The organism is Pseudomonas sp. RV120224-01b (assembly GCF_003208145.1).
Lineage (GTDB): Bacteria > Pseudomonadota > Gammaproteobacteria > Pseudomonadales > Pseudomonadaceae > Aquipseudomonas > Aquipseudomonas monteilii.
Map to the genome: position 1 here is coordinate 173,667 of NZ_QKMQ01000004.1, position 18,101 is coordinate 191,767.

At 62.9% G+C, this 18,101-nt stretch carries 15 protein-coding genes and 1 riboswitch; of the genes, 6 read left to right on the forward strand and 9 right to left on the reverse strand.

Annotated features, from left to right (window positions below; genetic code table 11):
- Positions 1-114 precede the first annotated feature (114 nt).
- A complete protein-coding gene (gene thiC / locus N436_RS09175; protein WP_016712346.1) occupies positions 115-1,995 on the reverse strand; it encodes a phosphomethylpyrimidine synthase ThiC in 1,881 nt (626 codons plus the stop codon).
- A gap of 154 nt (positions 1,996-2,149) precedes the next feature.
- A riboswitch (TPP riboswitch) is annotated at positions 2,150-2,256 on the reverse strand.
- A 160-nt stretch (positions 2,257-2,416) separates the two neighbouring features.
- Between thiC and N436_RS09180 the strand changes: the two genes are divergently transcribed.
- Entirely contained in the window at positions 2,417-3,850 is a 1,434-nt protein-coding gene (locus N436_RS09180; RefSeq protein ID WP_060500335.1) for a TolC family outer membrane protein, read from the forward strand.
- Between the two features lie 153 nt (positions 3,851-4,003).
- Here the strand turns inward: N436_RS09180 and waaA are convergent, their stop codons facing one another.
- Positions 4,004-5,275: a lipid IV(A) 3-deoxy-D-manno-octulosonic acid transferase gene (gene waaA, locus N436_RS09190; RefSeq protein ID WP_110740839.1), complete on the reverse strand. Its 1,272-nt coding sequence runs from the start codon at positions 5,273-5,275 to the stop codon at positions 4,004-4,006.
- An 11-nt stretch (positions 5,276-5,286) separates the two neighbouring features.
- Positions 5,287-6,177: a LysR family transcriptional regulator gene (locus tag N436_RS09195; RefSeq protein ID WP_110740840.1), complete on the reverse strand. Its 891-nt coding sequence runs from the start codon at positions 6,175-6,177 to the stop codon at positions 5,287-5,289.
- Between the two features lie 87 nt (positions 6,178-6,264).
- On the opposite strand from N436_RS09195, the gene N436_RS09200 reads away from it, so the two are divergent.
- The 4 genes from N436_RS09200 to N436_RS09215 all read left to right on the forward strand — a co-directional run bounded on the left by N436_RS09200 (position 6,265) and on the right by N436_RS09215 (position 9,764).
- Entirely contained in the window at positions 6,265-6,597 is a 333-nt protein-coding gene (locus N436_RS09200; RefSeq protein WP_008095055.1) for a multidrug efflux SMR transporter, read from the forward strand.
- A 161-nt stretch (positions 6,598-6,758) separates the two neighbouring features.
- Positions 6,759-7,934 (forward strand): FAD-binding oxidoreductase, encoded by a 1,176-nt coding sequence (locus tag N436_RS09205; protein WP_105946334.1) that lies wholly within the window; start codon positions 6,759-6,761, stop codon positions 7,932-7,934.
- A complete protein-coding gene (locus N436_RS09210; RefSeq protein WP_110740841.1) occupies positions 7,931-8,743 on the forward strand; it encodes an aldo/keto reductase in 813 nt (270 codons plus the stop codon). The genes N436_RS09205 and N436_RS09210 overlap by 4 nt, the downstream gene beginning before the upstream one ends.
- A 52-nt stretch (positions 8,744-8,795) precedes the next feature.
- Positions 8,796-9,764: a metal ABC transporter ATPase gene (locus N436_RS09215; protein WP_105946336.1), complete on the forward strand. Its 969-nt coding sequence runs from the start codon at positions 8,796-8,798 to the stop codon at positions 9,762-9,764.
- A gap of 130 nt (positions 9,765-9,894) precedes the next feature.
- On the opposite strand, the gene hldE is transcribed toward N436_RS09215, so the two are convergent.
- The 3 genes from hldE to N436_RS09230 all read right to left on the reverse strand — a co-directional run bounded on the left by hldE (position 9,895) and on the right by N436_RS09230 (position 14,446).
- Positions 9,895-11,316, reverse strand: coding sequence for a bifunctional D-glycero-beta-D-manno-heptose-7-phosphate kinase/D-glycero-beta-D-manno-heptose 1-phosphate adenylyltransferase HldE (gene hldE, locus N436_RS09220; RefSeq protein ID WP_105946337.1), 1,422 nt, complete (start codon positions 11,314-11,316; stop codon positions 9,895-9,897).
- 130 nt (positions 11,317-11,446) lie between these two features.
- Entirely contained in the window at positions 11,447-13,255 is a 1,809-nt protein-coding gene (gene msbA, locus N436_RS09225; RefSeq protein ID WP_105946338.1) for a lipid A export permease/ATP-binding protein MsbA, read from the reverse strand.
- A gap of 15 nt (positions 13,256-13,270) precedes the next feature.
- Entirely contained in the window at positions 13,271-14,446 is a 1,176-nt protein-coding gene (locus tag N436_RS09230; RefSeq protein WP_110740842.1) for an O-antigen ligase, read from the reverse strand.
- Positions 14,447-14,546: 100 nt separating this feature from the next.
- Between N436_RS09230 and N436_RS09235 the strand changes: the two genes are divergently transcribed.
- The gene (locus N436_RS09235) at positions 14,547-15,152 is read left to right on the forward strand and encodes a hypothetical protein (protein WP_016712356.1); all 606 of its coding nucleotides are present in this window, start codon (positions 14,547-14,549) and stop codon (positions 15,150-15,152) included.
- Positions 15,153-15,155: 3 nt separating this feature from the next.
- Here the strand turns inward: N436_RS09235 and N436_RS09240 are convergent, their stop codons facing one another.
- The 3 genes from N436_RS09240 to N436_RS09250 form a co-directional block, all read right to left on the reverse strand.
- A complete protein-coding gene (locus N436_RS09240) occupies positions 15,156-16,247 on the reverse strand; it encodes a glycosyltransferase (protein WP_110740843.1) in 1,092 nt (363 codons plus the stop codon).
- A gap of 37 nt (positions 16,248-16,284) precedes the next feature.
- Complete coding sequence (locus N436_RS09245; RefSeq protein WP_019097681.1) at positions 16,285-17,058, reverse strand: glycosyltransferase family 2 protein; 774 nt, start codon at positions 17,056-17,058, stop codon at positions 16,285-16,287.
- Between the two features lie 65 nt (positions 17,059-17,123).
- Complete coding sequence (locus tag N436_RS09250) at positions 17,124-18,080, reverse strand: glycosyltransferase (protein ID WP_016712359.1); 957 nt, start codon at positions 18,078-18,080, stop codon at positions 17,124-17,126.
- Positions 18,081-18,101 lie beyond the last annotated feature (21 nt).

Sequence of the window (18,101 nt, forward strand, 5' to 3'; positions counted from 1 at the left end):
CACACAGCACCCTGTGGGAGCGGGCGTGCCCGCGAAGCAAGCACCGCGGCGCCTGGCAAGGGCTTCGCCCTTGTTCGCGGGCACGCCCGCTCCCACAGGGTAAGGCGCTGCGACTTAGACTTTGTGGTACAGCTGGCTGCCTTCCTGGCGGAACCGCTCGGCCTGCTCGCGCATGCCTTCTTCGACCGACACGTCCACGGTCTCGATCCTGGCGGCGTATTCACGCACTTCCTGGGTGATCTTCATCGAGCAGAACTTCGGCCCGCACATCGAGCAGAAGTGTGCGACCTTGGCCGACTCCTTCGGCAGGGTCTCGTCGTGGAAGGCACGGGCAGTGTCCGGGTCCAGGCCCAGGTTGAACTGGTCTTCCCAACGGAACTCGAAACGCGCCTTGGACAAGGCGTTGTCACGAATCTGCGCGCCCGGGTGGCCCTTGGCAAGGTCGGCGGCGTGCGCGGCGATCTTGTAGGTGATGATGCCGGTTTTCACGTCATCCTTGTTCGGCAGGCCCAGGTGCTCCTTGGGCGTGACGTAGCACAGCATGGCGCAACCAAACCAGCCGATCATCGCCGCACCAATGCCCGAAGTGATGTGGTCGTAACCCGGTGCAATGTCGGTGGTCAGCGGGCCGAGGGTGTAGAACGGCGCCTCGTCGCAGCACTCCAGCTGCTTGTCCATGTTCTCCTTGATCAACTGCATCGGCACGTGGCCCGGGCCTTCGATCATGCACTGCACGTCGTGCTTCCAGGCGATCTTGGTCAGCTCGCCGAGGGTTTCCAGCTCACCGAACTGCGCGGCGTCGTTGGCGTCGGCAATCGAGCCAGGGCGCAGGCCGTCGCCCAGCGAGAAGCTGACGTCGTAGGCCTTCATGATTTCGCAGATTTCGTCGAAGTGGGTGTACAGGAAGTTTTCCTTGTGGTGCGCCAGGCACCACTTGGCCATGATCGAGCCACCACGGCTGACGATGCCGGTAACACGCTTGGCGGTTAGCGGCACATAGCGCAGCAGCACGCCGGCGTGGATGGTGAAGTAGTCCACGCCCTGTTCTGCCTGCTCGATCAGGGTGTCGCGGAACAGCTCCCAGGTCAGGTCTTCGGCCACGCCGTTGACCTTTTCCAGCGCCTGGTAGATTGGCACGGTACCGATCGGCACCGGCGAGTTGCGGATGATCCACTCGCGGGTTTCGTGGATGTGCTTGCCGGTGGACAGGTCCATGACCGTGTCCGAACCCCAACGGATGCCCCAGGTCAGCTTGGCCACTTCTTCCTCGATCGAGGAACCCAGGGCGCTGTTGCCGATGTTGCCGTTGATCTTCACCAGGAAGTTGCGGCCGATGATCATCGGCTCCACTTCCGGGTGGTTGATGTTGGCCGGGATGATCGCGCGGCCGCGGGCGATTTCCTGGCGGACGAATTCGGGGGTGATTTCTTTCGGGATGTTGGCGCCGAAGCTGTGGCCGGCGTGCTGCTCTTTCAGCAGGCCGGCGGCGCGGGCCTCTTGCAGCTTCATGTTTTCGCGGATGGCCACGTATTCCATCTCGGCGGTGATGATGCCCTGGCGGGCATAGTGCATCTGCGAGACGTTGGCGCCGGCCTTGGCGCGGCGCGGGTTGCGCACGTGGGCAAAGCGCAGCTTGGCCAGTTCGGCATCGTTCAGGCGCTGCTGGCCGAAATCGGAGCTCAGGCCGTCCAGGCGCTCGGTGTCACCACGGGCGTCGATCCACGCCGAACGCACGTCGGCCAGGCCCTTGCGCACGTCGATGATCACGTTGGGGTCGGTGTACGGGCCAGAGGTGTCGTAGACCAGCACCGGGGCATTGGTTTCGCCACCGAAATCGGTCGGGGTGTCGTCCAGGCTGATTTCACGCATGGGCACGCGGATGTCCGGGCGCGAGCCTTCGACATACACCTTGCGCGAACGCGGGAACGGTTGCACGGACTGCTGATCGACTTGTGCCGATTCGCTGAGGTTGATCGCTTTTTCTTGTTTGGTCATCACAGGCTCTCCAGACGGCTTCCTAGCAGTGGAATGTCGGGGTGAACCTGAAAGGCGCGGACGCACCCATGATGGGTGCAGTGCCGGATATGGGGGTGCCTGAAGCTGCATGCAGCTGCGACATTCCCGGACCTGGCACAAGAGGCTCCCCGGGAAGGCGAGCAATCTTGTTCCCTACGCAGGCGCTAACCTGATCAGGTTCAACGGGATCCGCACCTCTGCGATCTCAGCCTTTGCTTCAAGGCACCCCGACAAGAACATGCGCAGTCTAGACTGGAGTGGTCGGCAAAGCCAAGCGGGTAAATGCGCGGTTGATGAAAGGCACACCAGGCGATTGTTGCCGGGGGCGCATGGCACTACACTGGCCCGTCATCCGATACTCAACAGTTCAGTAATTCAATTTCGTACAAGGATTGCCTCTATGCTGCGCAAACTCTCACTGGCGATAGCCGTGTCTTGTGCGTCCAACGGAGTGGTCTGGGCAGCGGACGTGCCCCCGACAGTGAAGACCGACCTGGTCAGCGTCTACCAGGAAGCGGTGGACAACAACGCCGACCTGGCCGCCGCCCGCGCCGATTACGGCGCCCGCCGCGAAGTGGTGCCACAGGCCCGCGCCGGGTTGCTGCCCAACCTGTCGGCTGGCGCCGAGATGATGAACACCCGCACCAAGCTGGACGAGCCTTCCATCACCTCCAACCGCAGCGGTAACTCATGGAGCGCGACGCTGGCCCAGCCCATCTTCCGCGCCGACCGCTGGTTCCAGTTGCAGGCAGCCGAGGCTGTCAACGAACAGGCGGCGCTGGAGCTGTCGGCCACTGAACAGAACCTGATCCTGCAAACTGCGCAGAATTACTTCGCCGTGCTGCGTGCCCAGGACAACCTGGCCGCCACCAAGGCCGAAGAAGCCGCGTTCAAGCGCCAGCTCGACCAGTCCAACGAGCGTTTCGATGTGGGCCTGTCGGACAAGACCGACGTGCTGCAATCCCAGGCCAGCTACGACACTGCGCGGGCCAACCGGATCATTGCCGAGCGCCAGGTGCAGGATGCCTTTGAAGCACTGGTCACCCTGACCAACCGTGAATACACCTCGATTCAGGGTGTGGTGCATAGCCTGCCGGTGCAGGTGCCAACGCCCAACGACGCCAAGGCCTGGGTCGAAACTGCCGGGCGCCAGAACCTCAACCTGCTGGCCACCAACTACGCAGTGTCCGCCGCTGAAGAAACCCTGCGCCAGCGCAAGGCCGGCCATGCGCCGACCCTGGATGCAGTGGCCAAGTACCAGAAGGGTGACAACGACAGCCTGGGCTTCACCAACCCTTCGCAACTGGGCGTGCGTTACAGCGGCGACGTGGAACAGACCAGCGTGGGCCTGCAACTGAACATTCCGATCTACAGCGGCGGCCTGACCAGCTCGCAGGTACGCGAGGCCTACCAGCGCCTGAGCCAGAGCGAGCAGCAGCGCGAGAGCCTGCGCCGCCAAGTGGTGGAAAACACCCGTAACCTGCACCGTGCGGTGAACACCGACGTAGAACAGGTGCAGGCGCGCAAGCAGTCGATCATCTCCAACCAGAGCGCGCTGGAAGCCACTGAAATCGGCTACCAGGTGGGTACCCGCAACATCGTCGACGTGCTCGATGCCCAGCGCCAGCTGTACACCTCGGTGCGGGATTACAACAACAGCCGCTATGACTACATTCTGGACAACCTGAGCCTGAAGCAGGCGGCCGGCACCTTGAGCCCACAGGACCTGGCGGACCTCAAGCGCTACCTGAAGCCTGACTACAACCCGGACAAGGACTTCCTGCCGCCGGACCTGGCTGCGGCTGCTGCCAAGAACTTCGAGCGCCGCCCCTGAGACTGGCACTGCCCTCTGTGGGAGCGGCCTTGTGTCGCGAAAGGGCCGCAAAGCGGCCCCACGGTTTCAGCGAAAATGCACAAATTGCTGGGGCTGCTTTGCAGCCCTTTCGCGACACAAGGCCGCTCCCACAAGGACCGCGAAAATTCACGTTTAGCGAATGAGTGCACCCAGCCCATCGAGCAAACGCTGCAATGCCCCCTGATTGGCCCGCATCACCGCCCTGCCCGCCTCGCCCATGCGCTGTGCATCCTGCGGCAACTCGACCAGCCGCCGCACTGCCCCGGCCAGCCCGTCGGCATCGTCCACCTGCTGCAACGCCCCCGCCTCACGCAGCATCGCGCTGATCTCAAGGAAGTTGAACACATGCGGCCCCATCAGCACCGGCAACGCCAGCGCTGCCGGCTCCAGCGGGTTGTGCCCACCGGTTGCCACCAGGCTACCGCCGACAAAGGCAATGTCGGCCAGCGCATACAGGAACAACAGCTCACCCATCGTATCGCCAAGCAATACCTGGGTTTGCGCATCGACGGGCGTGCCAGCAGAGCGCCGTACGGTAGCGAATTGCTCGCTGCACAGCACATGTACCGTATTGAATCGCTCGGGATGGCGTGGCACCAGGATCAGCAACGCATCGCCATGCACCTGTAACAACTGCCGGTGCGCCTGCAAAATCAGCGCATCCTCGCCTTCATGGGTACTGGCCGCAATCCACACCGGGCGCTGCTCAGCCCCCCATTGCACGCGCAGTGCCTTGGCACGCGGAAGCAGTTGCTCATCAATCTTCAGGTCGAACTTGATCGAACCGGTGACCTGCACGCACTCAGCGCGCGCGCCCAAATCACGGAAGCGCTGGGCCTCGGTTTCGGTCTGTACGGCAATCAGACTCATCTCCGCCAGCATTGGCCGTGTCAGCTTGGCAAAGCGCCCATAGCCACGGGCCGAGCGCTCGGACAACCGCGCATTGGCCAGCGCCACCGGGATGCCGCGTTTGGCGCACTGGTGAATGTGGTTGGGCCACAACTCGGTTTCCATGATGATGCCCAGCTTCGGCTGCACATGGTCGAGAAAACGCCCGGCCGCCCAGGGCAGGTCGTAGGGCAGGTAGCAATGCTGCACGCGCGGTTCGTCGGCGAACATGGCGCGAATGCGCTCGGAACCGGTCGGCGTCATGCAGGTAAGCGTGATCGGTAGTTCCGGGTAGGCCTTGAGCAAGGCCCGCACCATTGGCGCGGCGGCGATGCTTTCGCCCACCGACACCGCATGCACCCAGATGCCTCCCCTGCGCATGGCCGGCAGCTTGAAGGCAAAGCGCTCGCCGATGCGCTGGCCATAGGCCGGCGCCTTGCGCGCGCGCAGGTACAGGCGCAGCGCAACCAATGGCAGGCCCAGGTGAAACAGCAAGGTATAGAGTGTTCTGTTCATGGCGGCGGAGTTTACCCGATCGCACGCAAGTGCACTGCAAAGCGCTCGGCCAGCCACTGCGCCGCAGGCCCCAGTGGCTCATCACGGCGCCAGGCAAGCTCTGCCACCAGTGCCGGCGGGCGCCACTCGCTGTCCAGCTCGACCATATGCGCCTGATAAGTCGGGTACTGCACCACATGCCGCGGCAGCCAGGCCCAGCCCAGGCCGCGCATCAGCAATTCGGCCATGGCGTAGAAGCTGTCGGCACGCCACACCTGCGGGCTGACTGCCTCGCCGCCGGGGTAACCGCTTTGCTGTGGTGTGATTAGGAGTTGCCGGTGGCGGGCCAGTTGCTGGCGGGTGACCCGGCCCTCACCTGCAAGCGGATGGCCGACGGCGCACACGGTGACCATCTCCACACTGCCCAGGGCGCGCCGCTCCAGTGATGCCGGCATGCTTTCGTGGTGAAAGAACAGGCCCAGGTCGGCGCGGCGTTCCACCAGCTTGCGCGCCACATCACCTTGCGCACCACTGGCCAGTTGCACCTCCAGAAACGGAAAGCGGCTGGCCAGTTCGTCGAGGCTGTCGATCACCGGCTGATAAGGCATGGCTTCGTCCTGTGCCACCCGCAGCAAAGCCTCCTGCCCGCGCATCAACGCAAGGGCGCGGCCATCCAGGCGTTCGCACTGTCGCAGCAGTTCGCGGGCATCTTCCAGTAACGCACTGCCGTTCTCGGTCAGCTTCGGCTGCCGGCCACTGCTGCGCTCGAACAGGGTGACCCCCAGGTCGGTTTCAAGCAGGGCAATCGCGCTGCTGATGGCCGACTGCGCCTTGCGCTGTTCGCGCGCCACGGCGGAAAACGAGCGTAGTTCAGCGACGCGCAGAAAGGTACGCAGTTGATCAAGGTTCCACTGCTCGGCCATCTACCTATCTCCAGGGTTGATAGGTAATGACTTTACCCCATCCAGGTAGCGTCTAGAATGCCCGACCAGTTACCGGAGGATCCTGCCATGAATGCCTACACCTACCTCGCCATCGCCATCTGCGCCGAAGTCATTGCCACCGCTTCGATGAAAGCAGTGAAGGGCCTGAGCACGCCATTGCCGTTGCTGCTGATGGTGGTTGGCTATGGCATTGCGTTCTGGATGCTGACCCTGGTGGTGCGCAGCATTCCGGTGGGCATTGCCTATGCCATCTGGTCGGGGCTGGGGATTGTGCTGATCAGTGTGGCGGCGCTGGTGATCTACGGGCAGAAGCTGGATGTGCCGGCAATGCTGGGGATGGCCATGATCGTGGGTGGGGTGGTAGTGATTCAGCTGTTCTCCAAGACAGCCGGGCATTGAGACAACCTGTAGGGGCCTCATCGCCGGCAAGCCAGCTCCCACAGGTTCTCCACTGCCATCAAGCCTTATGCAGTACCTGTGGGAGCTGGCTTGCCGGCGATAGGGCCCCCACAGGGATACCCTGTATACTTGCCAGCTGTCCCAGTCTTCGAGGTACCGCCATGCCATCTGCCATTTCCACTGACGTGCTGATCGTCGGCGCCGGGGTCGCAGGCCTCTGGCTCAATGCCCGCCTGCGCCGCCTGGGGTATTCGACAGTGCTGGTGGAACGCGCCAGCCTTGGCGGCGAGCAGACCATCAAGTCTCAAGGCATCATTCACGGCGGTACCAAGTACGCCCTGCAAGGTGCCCTCACCGGTGCTTCGGAAGCCATTGCCGACATGCCGCGCCGCTGGCGCGAAGCCTTGAGCGGTAGCGGCGAGCTGAACCTGAGCAACACCCGTCTGCTGTCCGAGGCCCACTACCTGTGGTCGCCAGGCACCCTGGCCGGCAACCTCACCAGCTTCTTCGCGAGCAAGGCCGTGCGCGGCCGGGTCGACCAGGTAAAAGGCGAACAACTGCCGCCTGCCCTGCAAGACCGTGCCTTCAAGGGCAAGGTCTATCGCCTGGCCGAACTGGTCATCGACGTACCAAGCCTGCTGGCCAACCTGGCCGACCTGGCGGGCGACAGCCTGTTGGCCGGGGAACGCATCGAGCCGCTGCGCGAAAGCGACGAACTGGTCGGCCTGCGCGTCGATGGCCGCAACATCCGCGCCCAGCGTATCGTGCTCAGCGCCGGTGCCGGCACCGAGGACCTGCTGCATGCCTTGGGCCTGAAGCAGCCGGCGATGCAAACCCGCCCGCTGCACATGGTCATGGCCAAGGGCCCTGACCTCAAGCCGCTGTATGCACACTGCCTGGGCGGCGGCCCCAAGCCACGGGTAACAGTGACGACTCACCCGGCTGCTGATGGCCAATGGGTCTGGTACCTGGGCGGCGATCTGGCCGAAGCCGATGGCGTGGCACGTGAGCCGGCAGCACAGATTGCGGCGGCGCAGAAGGAAATAGCCAACCTGTTGCCATGGGTAGACCAAAGCCAGGTCCGTTGGGCCACCTTGCGCGTCGACCGCGCTGAACCTGCGCAGTCCGGCCTGGTGCGCCCGGACAACGCCTTCCTCGCCGACCAGCAACGCCTGTTGGTGGGCTGGCCGACCAAGCTGGCACTGGCGCCAGACTTCAGCGACCGGGTCATCAGCCACCTGGAGCGCGACGGCATCCGCCCACAGGCACAAGCCGACCTGGCCGGCCTGCCACGCCCACCGCTGGGTGTTCCTGCCTGGGAGCAACTGCTGCCATGACACTGCCCACCCTGCACGACTTCCACCGCCCGCTGGGCAGCACCGGTTTCAAGGTTTCACCGCTGGGCCTGGGCACAGTCAAACTGGGCCGCGACCAAGGCGTGAAGTACCCCACCGGCTTCACCATCCCCGGTGACGACGAAGCCCGCCTGCTGCTGGCCCAGGCCCGCGAGCTGGGCATCAACCTGATCGACACCGCCCCGGCCTATGGCCGCAGCGAAGAACGCCTGGGCCCCCTGCTGCGCGACCAGCGCGACGAGTGGGTGATCGTGAGCAAGGTCGGTGAAGAATTCGACAACGGCCAGTCGCACTTCGACTTCAGTGCCGCCCACACCCGCCGCTCGGTGGAGCGCAGCCTGCGCCGCCTGGAGACCGACCGCATCGAACTGGTGCTGGTGCATTCCGACGGCAATGACCTGGCGATCCTCGAACAGCAGGAGGTCTACCAGACCCTGGCTGAACTGAAGCAGGAGGGCAAGATCCTCGGCTTCGGCCTGTCCGGCAAGACCGTGGCCGGCGGCCTGAAAGCACTGGAACAGGGCGACTGCGCCATGGTCACCTACAACCTCAACGAGCAGGCAGAACGCCCGGTGCTGGACTACGCTGCCGAACACGGCAAGGCCATCCTGGTAAAGAAGGCCCTGGCCAGTGGACATGTCTGTCTGGCCCCGGGCGTTGACCCGGTGCAGGCCAGCTTCGAACTGCTGTTCGCCCACCCGGGCGTCAGCAGTGCTATCGTCGGCACCATCAACCCGCTGCACCTGGCCCACAATGTGGCGACCGTCGCCCGTATCCTGGGCCAGCATTGAGTTACCCCAGGCCCGAGGGCCTGGCGACTGACCCGACGCAAGGAGGAGCCTCGTGGCGCGAACGCTGATCCGCAAGAACCCGAGCAACTTCAAGACACTGCCGCTGCATGTCGAGGCCACGCCCGAAGGGCTGATTTATCAAAGTATCGGCATGCCGCTCAACTTTGCCCAGACCCAGCAGCGGCGCAAGGCCATCCAGCTACCCGACACGCAGCACTTCGTGGCCGAACTGGCCAACCTGGGTGTGTCGGTGCGCCTTACCCTGCATTGGCAAAACCGTGATTACTGGGTGCTGGTGCGCCAGCGCCGGCAAGACCGGGGCGATGTGGTGCTGAAACTGATTTCCGGCTATGTACCGGCACAGGAGCTGAACCTGCCGTTGCACACGGCGGTGCAGGAAGTGGCTGAGGAATGCCTGCTGGAAACCCCGGAAGGCTGGCTGGGCGGGCGCTTCAATGATACCTGGCTGCCCGTGCCGTACGCCGCCGCCCTGCACTATCGCGAAACACCGCACTTCCTGCTGACCCCGCAGTCCGGCGCCGCCCGCCCCGTGCACTGCGGCAACCTGATGCTGCTGGAGCGGCCAAGGGCCTATGTGCACTTGCCCACCGCCTCGCTGCAACTGATCTACGACATGCGTCTGCAGGTGCCACGTGAAGCCAAGAAGCTCAGCCTGTTCCACGTCGACGAGCGACTGGAGAGCGGCCAGCTGGTGGCGCGACTCAACCGCAAACGGCCAGACCTGTACCTGATGCCGTTGAAGGACGGCCAACCGCTGGCGGAGCTGTATACGCTGAAAAAGGATGAACTGGTGCCGGCGAGTACGCGTGGGCTGTACCTGGCAGAGAGTTTTGCCCGGCAGGAAGGTTGGGTGGTGAAGGACGAGCGAGTGCGCTGGAAGGACTGGGTGAAGCAACAGGGGTTGGTGGAGGCCAAGCCGGTGCGGGCGTCGCACTTGCAGCGGTTTGGTGACAAGGCACGGGCGTTGCTGGAGCGGGCGCGTACCTCACTTCACAAGTGAAACCTGGGGCTGCTTTGCAGCCCATCGCCGGCAAGCCAGCTCCCACAGGACCTGCACAGTTCTCAAGACCTGCGCTGTACCTGTGGGAGCTGGCTTGCCGGCGATGGGCCGCAAAGCGGCCCCGGCGATATCAGTTCTTGCGAATCTTCTCGACAATCGCCGTGGTCGAGCTGTTCTCGACCAGTCCCAGCACCTTCACAGTGCCGCCATAGGCCTTGACGATATCGGCGCCCACCACCTGGTCGATGCCATAGTCGCCACCCTTGACCAGCACATCCGGCTTGACCTGGCTCAGCAGGTTTTCCGGCGTGCCCTCAGGGAAACTGATCACCCAGTCCACCGCCCCCAGGCCGGCCAGAACGGCCATGCGCCGATCGACGCTGTTGATCGGCCGGCCAGGCCCTTTCAGGCGGCTGACCGAGGCATCGTCGTTGACCGCGACGATCAGGCGATCGCCCTGGGCCCGCGCCTGCTCAAGGTAGGTGACATGCCCGGCATGCAGAATGTCGAAGCAGCCATTGGTGAAGACGATCTTCTCTTTGTGCGCCCGCGCATCATCGATGGCCAGGAGCAGCTGCTCAAGGCCCAACACACCGCGCTCGGAGCCTTCTTCGCGCTGGATGGCCCGGCGCAGTTCGGGGGCGCTGATCGCAGCCGTACCCAGCTTGCCAACCACGATGCCTGCCGCCAGGTTGGCCAGCGCCACTGCGTGGGGCAGGTCCTCGCCAGCCGCAATGGCCGCCGCAAGGGTGGAGATGACAGTATCACCGGCACCGGTCACATCGAACACTTCGCGCGCCCGCGCCGGCAGGTGCAGCGCTGGCTGCCCCATGCGTAGCAGGGTCATGCCGTGCTCACCGCGGGTGACCAACAAGGCGCCCAGGTCCAGGTCCTGCAGCAGTTGCACGCCTTTGGCAACCAGCTCGGCCTCATCGGCACAACGGCCAACGATGGTCTCGAACTCGCTGAGGTTCGGGGTGATCAGGCTGGCACCGCGGTAGATGGAAAAGTCCTTGCCCTTGGGGTCGGCCAGCACCGGAATACCCTTGGCTCGCGCCGCCTGGATCAGGCTCTGGTGGTTTTTCAGTGCGCCCTTGCCGTAGTCGGAAAGGACCAGCACCTTGACGCCTTCGAGCAAGCTGTCGACTTCCGCGCCCAGCGACAGCGGGTCGGTGGCGAACGGCTCTTCGAAATCGATACGCAGCAACTGCTGGTGACGGCTCATGACCCGCAGCTTGACGATGGTCGGCTGATGCGCAATGCGCTGGAACACCGAACGCACACCGGCAGCCTGCAGGCTGTTGGCCAGGCTGTCGGCAGCTTCATCCTGGCCGGTGACGCCGATCAGCGAAGCCGGCGCGCCCAGCGCAGCGATGTTCAAGGCAACGTTGGCCGCACCGCCTGGGCGATCTTCGATCTGATCGACCTTGACCACCGGGACTGGCGCCTCAGGCGAGATACGCGAAGTACCGCCATGCCAGTAGCGGTCGAGCATGACATCGCCGACCACCAGTACCGGGGCTTGATCGAAACGCGGCATGGACAACTTCATGGGCAACCCATATGGAAATAATGAACAGGGGCAGGATATTAGCACAGGGTAGACGACGGCTTTATGGCCAGATCGTCCCCGGAAAATTCCCGTGACAATCGGGGCCGTTAAGGCCCCGATCAGGGAGGACTCAGGTGATATCGGCCTTGACCGGCTCATCCAGGCCCATGGCGTGCAGGCGGGCATAATGGCCATTAGCCGCAAGCAGCTCGGCATGGGTGCCACGCTCCACCAGGCGACCCTGGTCCATGACCAGAATCTGATCGGCCTTCTCGATGGTCGACAGGCGGTGGGCGATCACCAGCGTGGTGCGGCCTTGCATCACATGGTCCAGGGCGGCCTGGATGTGCCGCTCGGACTCGGTATCCAGTGCCGAAGTGGCTTCGTCGAGGATCAGCAGCGGTGCGTTTTTCAGCAGCGCCCGGGCAATCGCCAGGCGCTGGCGTTGGCCGCCGGAAAGCAGCACGCCGTTCTCACCCACCTCGGTATCGAAGCCCTTCGGCAACCGGTCGACGAACTCCTTGGCGTAGGCATCGGCTGCAGCGGCTTCGATATCTGCGCGCGGGGCGCCAGCCAAGTCGCCGTAAGCAATGTTATTGGCCACGGTGTCGTTGAACAGGGTGACGTGCTGAGTCACCTGCGAAACATGGCGGCGCAGGTTGCGCAGGCGATAGTTCTCGATTTCCACGCCATCGAGCAGAATCTGCCCTTGGTCATGGTGGTAGAAGCGCGGGATCAGCGCGGCCAGAGTCGACTTGCCGCTGCCGGAACGGCCCACCAGGGCGATCATTTGCCCTGGCTCGGCGACAAAGCTGATGTCGCTTAGCACTTCGCGCTCGGTACCCGGGTAGGTGAAGCTCAGGTTGCGCACTTCCAGACGCCCTTCCACACGCTCCTTCTCGACAGTACCGGTGTCCAGCTCAGGCTCTTCGTCCAGTTGCTCGAAGATGCTTTCTGCACCGGCAAGGCCCTTCTGGATGGTCGAGCTGACTTCCGAAAGCTGGCGAATCGGCTTGGGCAGCAGGCCGGCGGCGGTGATATAGGCAACCAGGTCGCCCGCCGTGGACTCACCGCGCAGGAACAGCACCAGGAACATGAGCGCGGCCATGGCGCTGTAGATCACCAGCTGCAGCATCGGCGTGTAGAGCGAGCCGGTCTTGGTCATGCGCAATTGCTTGTCGGTGTTGCTCTGGCTGGCCTTGCCGAAACGCTGTTCCTCATAGGCCTCGCCACCGAAGCTGCGCACCACGCGGTAGCCCTGGATGGTTTCCGAGGCAACGTGGGTGACATCACCCATGGCCACCTGGATCTTCTTGCTCTGTTTGCGGAATTTCTTGCTGGCAACGCTGACCATCACCGCAATTACCGGCAGGATGGCGACCATCACCAAGGTCAGGTGCCAGTTCATCCACAGCAGGTAGGCGAACAGGAACACCACGGTCAGGCCTTCGCGGATCACCACCTTGATGGCATCAGTCGCCGCGCCGGTGACCATGGTCACGTTGAAGGTAATGCGCGAAATCAGGTGCCCGGAGTTATGGTTGTCGAAATAGCGGTTGGGCAACACCAGCAGCTTGTTGAACAACTCCACCCGCAAGTCATGCACCAGGCACAGGGAAACCTTGGCCAGGAAGTAGTTGCCGAGGAACGAACCCAAGCCCTGCCACGCGGCAATCAGGATGATCAGCAGCGGCACCGCCTGCAGCAATTGCAGGTCGCGCAGGTAGGGCACGTTGGGGAACAACACCGCTTCGGGGTTGCTCAGCCCATCGACGAAGTATTTGAGGATGCCCGCCAGCATTGGCTGGGTCGAGGCAAAGATCACGAAACCGACAATGCTCAGCAGGAAAATGCCGACATAGGGTTTCACATAGCTCAGCAGCCGGAAGTAGATCTTCAGGCTGGAGGTGTGCTCCGCCGGTCGCGGTGTTTCGGCCATTATCGAGCTCGCTGTTCAGGTTGAACCGGAAATTTTACCACAGGCGCCATTTTCGGCACGCCCCCATGGCAGCATCATGGCAAGGCCGACAGGCAGCCAGCTGATAAACCACTCGGCGCGCGGCGTGCCGGTGAGGCTGGCGGCATCGAACTGCATGGCCAGGGTCGAGTACACCCAGAACCCCAGAAGGATCTTGCCAAACAGCGTGCCGCGCGCACGGACGATTTCGCCCAGGGTGAACAACCACACGATGACCCAGAGCAGCATGCCAGGGATCCCCATTTCCACGGCAACATGGGTGAACATGTTGTGGGTGTGGTCAAAGTGTTTACCCACGGCACTTACGTCGTAGGCAGCCCCCAGCCCCAGACCGGTCCAGGGGTGTGCGGCAATCATATCGATGACGGCATTGAAGATTTCCGGCCGATAGGACGAGCCGCGCTTGGCGATCAGGTCGTATACGACGAAGAACGCCAGGCCGGTGGCAACCAGCGCCAGGATGGAAAACACCTGGCTGTGGCGATCGCGGAACCACAGCGGCGCGATCACCACGGTGATCACCAGGGCCAGAATCGCCCCGCGGCTCTGGCTGAGCATGGCAAACGCGCCCAGACAGACCAGCGCCACCAGCCATAACAGCTGCATGCCACGCTGGCGCGGCGGCTCGTACAGCAAGAAGAGCACGGCCGAGCCGATGACATAGGCCCCCAGAATCGGGTGCGAGATCTCGCCAATGCCTGCCAGACGGGCCAGCAACGATTTGCCCTGCAAACCGTAGAAATTGATGATCGAGACCAGCGCGGCGAGTGCCAGCAGGCCGCTGCCAAGCAGCAACAGCTGACGAATGCGGGCCCTGCCTTGCTGCGCCAGCAGCGGGAATGCCAGCAGGAATACCAGAATGTAGACAAGGCGCTTGATCTCACGCCCTGGGTCTTCTGCGGGCGACCAGGCCAGGCTCAGCCCGCACCACGCCAGCAACAGCAGCACACTCACCCACAGCGCTGGCTGGCGCCTCCAGGCTTGCACCAGCACTTCACGGGCAGACCACGCCAGTACCAGCGTTGGCAGCCACAAAAACAACACCAGCCCCTGCTGGTAAACCTTGTTGCTCGGTGCCAGGGCAATTGCTGCCAGGAACCAGACCAGACCCAAACCTAACCAGGCCCGCGCCCAGTTTTTTTGATACAACATCCTTTCCCCCGATGAATCAAAGACACCATCCATGGTGCAACAGCATTATTTTCGGCATTATTGCCGGTCATTTTGCTCGCCAGACGACAAGGCTCTATTCATGCAATGCTCCCGGCTCACCCAGGTCGACTTCGATCAGCTGACACAAGGCGCACAGGTGCTTGAGGCAGACAGCCATGGCGCCAAAGTCTACCTGCTCAAGGATGGAAATTTCCTCAAGGTTTTTCGTAGGAAGCGGCTGATTTCATCTGCACTGTTGCGCCCCTACTCGCAGCGCTTCGTCGATAACGCCGCGCGCCTGGCACAACTGGGCATCCCTACGCTCGAGGTGATCAGCCAGCACAAGCTCGACCTGCCAGGCCGTACCGCCGTGCTGTATCGCCCGCTGCCCGGGCGTACCCTGCTGCAAATGTCGCGCGATGAGGGTTTCAGCTGGGATACCTACCTGCCGCAGCTGATTCAGCTGGTTCGCCAGCTGCACCACAGCGGCGTGTACTTCCGCTCGCTGCACCTGGGCAACGTGGTGGTTACCCCCGACCAGCGCCTGGGCCTGATCGACGTGGCCGACATGCGCTTCCTGCGCCCGCCGTTGTCGGCACGCATGATTCGTCGCAATGTTCAGCACATGGTGCGCTATATCGAGCGGGAGAACCTGGGTGACCGGTTCCCCCTCGCTGCGTTCGAGGCGGCCCTGCTGGCACGCTGAACGTCAGTTGCGCAGCAAGCTTTGCGAGCCATTGCAGAAGGCTTGCCAGGCTTGCTCCGGCGCCAGCGCCTGACGCTGCCGGGCGGCTACCGTCCGGGCGCTGAGGGACGTGCATCGTTCGATTGCCTCGGCCCATGCCCCCTCATCGGCTACCGGCAGGTAACCGCCGGTATCCTGCAACTGCTCGCGAAACACTTGCAGGTCGCTGCACACCACCGGCACGTCGGCCATGACTGCCTCCTGCACCACCAGCCCCAGGCCTTCTGAGCGAGAAGGCACCAGTAGCCAATCGAACGCCCGATACAACTGCTGCAGGTCTTCACGGTGACCGCACAGGTGAACGCGCGCGGCCAGGCCCAGTGCATCGATACGCTCTTGCAACACGGCGTGCAGAGGGCCTTCGCCAATAATGGCCAGCTGCAGGTCCGGCTGATGAGTGCTGGCCCGGGCAAACGCCTCGATCAGCATCTCGAAGCCTTTGCTTTCCACCAACCGCCCTACCGCGCCCAGCATCACCCCGGTCGCAGCAGGCAACTGCAGCGCCTGCCTGGCCCTGTCACGGCTCAACAACGGCTCGACGAACGCTAACGGGTCAAGCGCCATGCGCAGGGTCTGCACCGGCCTGCCCAAGTCGTGCTCCAGCGATTCGGCCAGTGTATGCGACACCGCTGCGATGCTCAGGCGCTCGGCAGGGAACATACGCAACAAGCGTACATCGCTACTGTTCAGGCGCGTCTTGCCATGGAACAGCACCTTTGCCCGCACCTGAGGAATGTTCTGCAACAGCGGTAGCACCAGCCGCGCGACACCAATACCGTCGAGCAGCACGACCTCGGCCTTGGCCTCGGCAAGCGCCTTGCGCAAACGCAAGCGCAACCAGGGCCGCAACAGGCGCCACAGGTGCCGCCCTTTCAGCGCACGCAGTGGCATGTGCCACTCCCGGGTCGAGCCAAGCCCGCAACACAACCCGCTTCCCAGCAGCAACCAGTTACTGATCCGGGCATCGGTACCTGCGTGCGACAGCACTTGGCGATGCACCTTGTGGATGGACATGTACGGCGTTCCACCCGCCCACATCATATTGACGATGTTCATGGGCCCTCTCCCGCTCATGTCAGGTGGGACAGCGACTTCATTGAACAAAAATGGTGATACCCATGCCGATCAAGGCACCCGTCACCAGCGTCAATGCCAGTTTGATCCGATCACGTTGACGGCGTTTGGCCTTGCGCTCCACTTCGATGGGCAAGGTCACGTGATTACCGAATCCAGTGTGCAATACTGCATCACCCTCCAAGGTGACCGCTGTCAGATTTAACTCAGCGTAGCGCCGGGAAAGCGCCTTCTCTCCAGCATAGGCGGCAAATGGCGCACAGCGCTGGTAATCACTCAAACGCCGCAGACCGGGGTTGAGCGAAAACGCCTGCCATTCAGCCTTGTCGGACAGCAGCGGGTAGCAAGGCACACCCGCGATCACCTGCCGATCGCCCAAGTGGATGTAAGGGCTGTGGATGGCCAGGTCGTGAGCATGGCTGCGCAGCCACACCTGCAACAGGTTGGGGCTCACATCCAGAATGGCCCGCGAGTCTTCGACAAAGCCTTGGCGATAGAAATGCCAGTCGTCCTCGCAGTGGAAGATGTACGGCGTCTTGACGTGGCTGTAGGCCAGGTCGATAGACGGCAACTGGCCAAGCTTGGGCCGGTTGACGAACACCTTGCAGTGCGGTTTCCAGTGCTCTGGCACAGCGGCATGCACAGCATCGTCACCGGAATCTTCGGTGATGAATACCTCGCGAATGGGCGCGGTGTTGTAGCGGTCGAAACTCTCAAGGGTATCTTTGAGCAGATCGAACCGCCCACAACTGGTCACGACGAGCGTGACGTCACTCTCATTTGAAAAGCGCACCGGACTCCCTCCGCATTGCGACAAACGGCCTTCAACAACCCGCTCCTGGGCGTGAAAGCTCTTATTTAGATGCCCAGCTTCAGGCGCAGCCGCTGCCATGCAGACAATGGCGGGTGGGGCCTGAGCGCCGGGCGCATGTGGTCGACGATGCTACGTCCAACTGCGGCGAAACTGAAACGGGAAACCGCCAGATGGCGGCCATTTTCTGCAATCTGCCGGGCCAGTTCAGGGTCTGCCCGCAAACGGCGGAGCTTTTCCTGAAGGGTCGGGATGTTGTCATAGAACACCACGTTGTGCATGTCCTGCAGGCCCAGCGCGCGGTTCTCTTCCTCGCCCTGGTCGTATGCCAGCAATACACAGCCACAGGCCATGGCTTCGAAATTCTTGATCATGTATTCGCCCATGCCGACGTCGGCACTGACGAAGAAACGGATACGGTTGAGCGTGTTGCAGTAGTCTTCGCCCGATTTGGTACGGGTTACCAGCAAGTTCTCGACCTGCCCCAATTCGTCCAGCAGCGCCTTGCGGCCGCTGTAGGCCACGCTGTTGACACTGCCGACAAAGGCCAGTTCGATGTCGCGCTCACGCCCTTGATCGGCCAGCAACTGCTCGTCATAGCCCTTGGGCACGAATACCGCATCGAAGCCTTCCTGGCGCAGGCGTTCGCTGACCATGTAACCCGAGCTGATAACCCGCGCCCATGGCAGCTGCCGGTAATGGGCGCTGAACTTGCCGGTGTACTTGCACGGGATGTAGTTCTGGTAGGCGTCGTGCTCGAGGATGACCAGGTTCGGCACGGTGCGGATGAAGGCCACCTGGCGAATCTCCTGCTTGAAGCGCAGGAAGAACACGATGCGGTCATAGCGCTCGACCTGCACTTCACGCTTGAAATAGCGGCGCAGGTTGCGCTGGTCATCGCTGGTCAGCCAGCGCAGGTCGCACTCGCAGTTGGCCGCGACGCCGTCGTACAGGCGGTCGAGAATAGCCCGCTGTTCCTTCTGTACCAGAAATAGGACTTTCATAACGTTCCTTGGGCGCTCTGC

Bases quoted from the DNA above. Each gene is read 5' to 3' on its own strand.
- waaA (WP_110740839.1), bottom strand. From the start codon at position 5,275: ATGAACAGAACACTCTATACCTTGCTGTTTCACCTGGGCCTGCCATTG.
- N436_RS09195 (WP_110740840.1), bottom strand. From the start codon at position 6,177: ATGGCCGAGCAGTGGAACCTTGATCAACTGCGTACCTTTCTGCGCGTC.
- N436_RS09230 (WP_110740842.1), bottom strand. From the start codon at position 14,446: ATGTTGTATCAAAAAAACTGGGCGCGGGCCTGGTTAGGTTTGGGTCTG.
- msbA (WP_105946338.1), bottom strand. From the start codon at position 13,255: ATGGCCGAAACACCGCGACCGGCGGAGCACACCTCCAGCCTGAAGATC.
- N436_RS09250 (WP_016712359.1), bottom strand. From the start codon at position 18,080: ATGAAAGTCCTATTTCTGGTACAGAAGGAACAGCGGGCTATTCTCGAC.
- N436_RS09210 (WP_110740841.1), top strand. From the start codon at position 7,931: ATGACACTGCCCACCCTGCACGACTTCCACCGCCCGCTGGGCAGCACC.
- thiC (WP_016712346.1), bottom strand. From the start codon at position 1,995: ATGACCAAACAAGAAAAAGCGATCAACCTCAGCGAATCGGCACAAGTC.
- N436_RS09200 (WP_008095055.1), top strand. From the start codon at position 6,265: ATGAATGCCTACACCTACCTCGCCATCGCCATCTGCGCCGAAGTCATT.
- N436_RS09240 (WP_110740843.1), bottom strand. From the start codon at position 16,247: ATGAACATCGTCAATATGATGTGGGCGGGTGGAACGCCGTACATGTCC.
- N436_RS09180 (WP_060500335.1), top strand. From the start codon at position 2,417: ATGCTGCGCAAACTCTCACTGGCGATAGCCGTGTCTTGTGCGTCCAAC.
- hldE (WP_105946337.1), bottom strand. From the start codon at position 11,316: ATGAAGTTGTCCATGCCGCGTTTCGATCAAGCCCCGGTACTGGTGGTC.
- N436_RS09205 (WP_105946334.1), top strand. From the start codon at position 6,759: ATGCCATCTGCCATTTCCACTGACGTGCTGATCGTCGGCGCCGGGGTC.
- N436_RS09235 (WP_016712356.1), top strand. From the start codon at position 14,547: ATGCAATGCTCCCGGCTCACCCAGGTCGACTTCGATCAGCTGACACAA.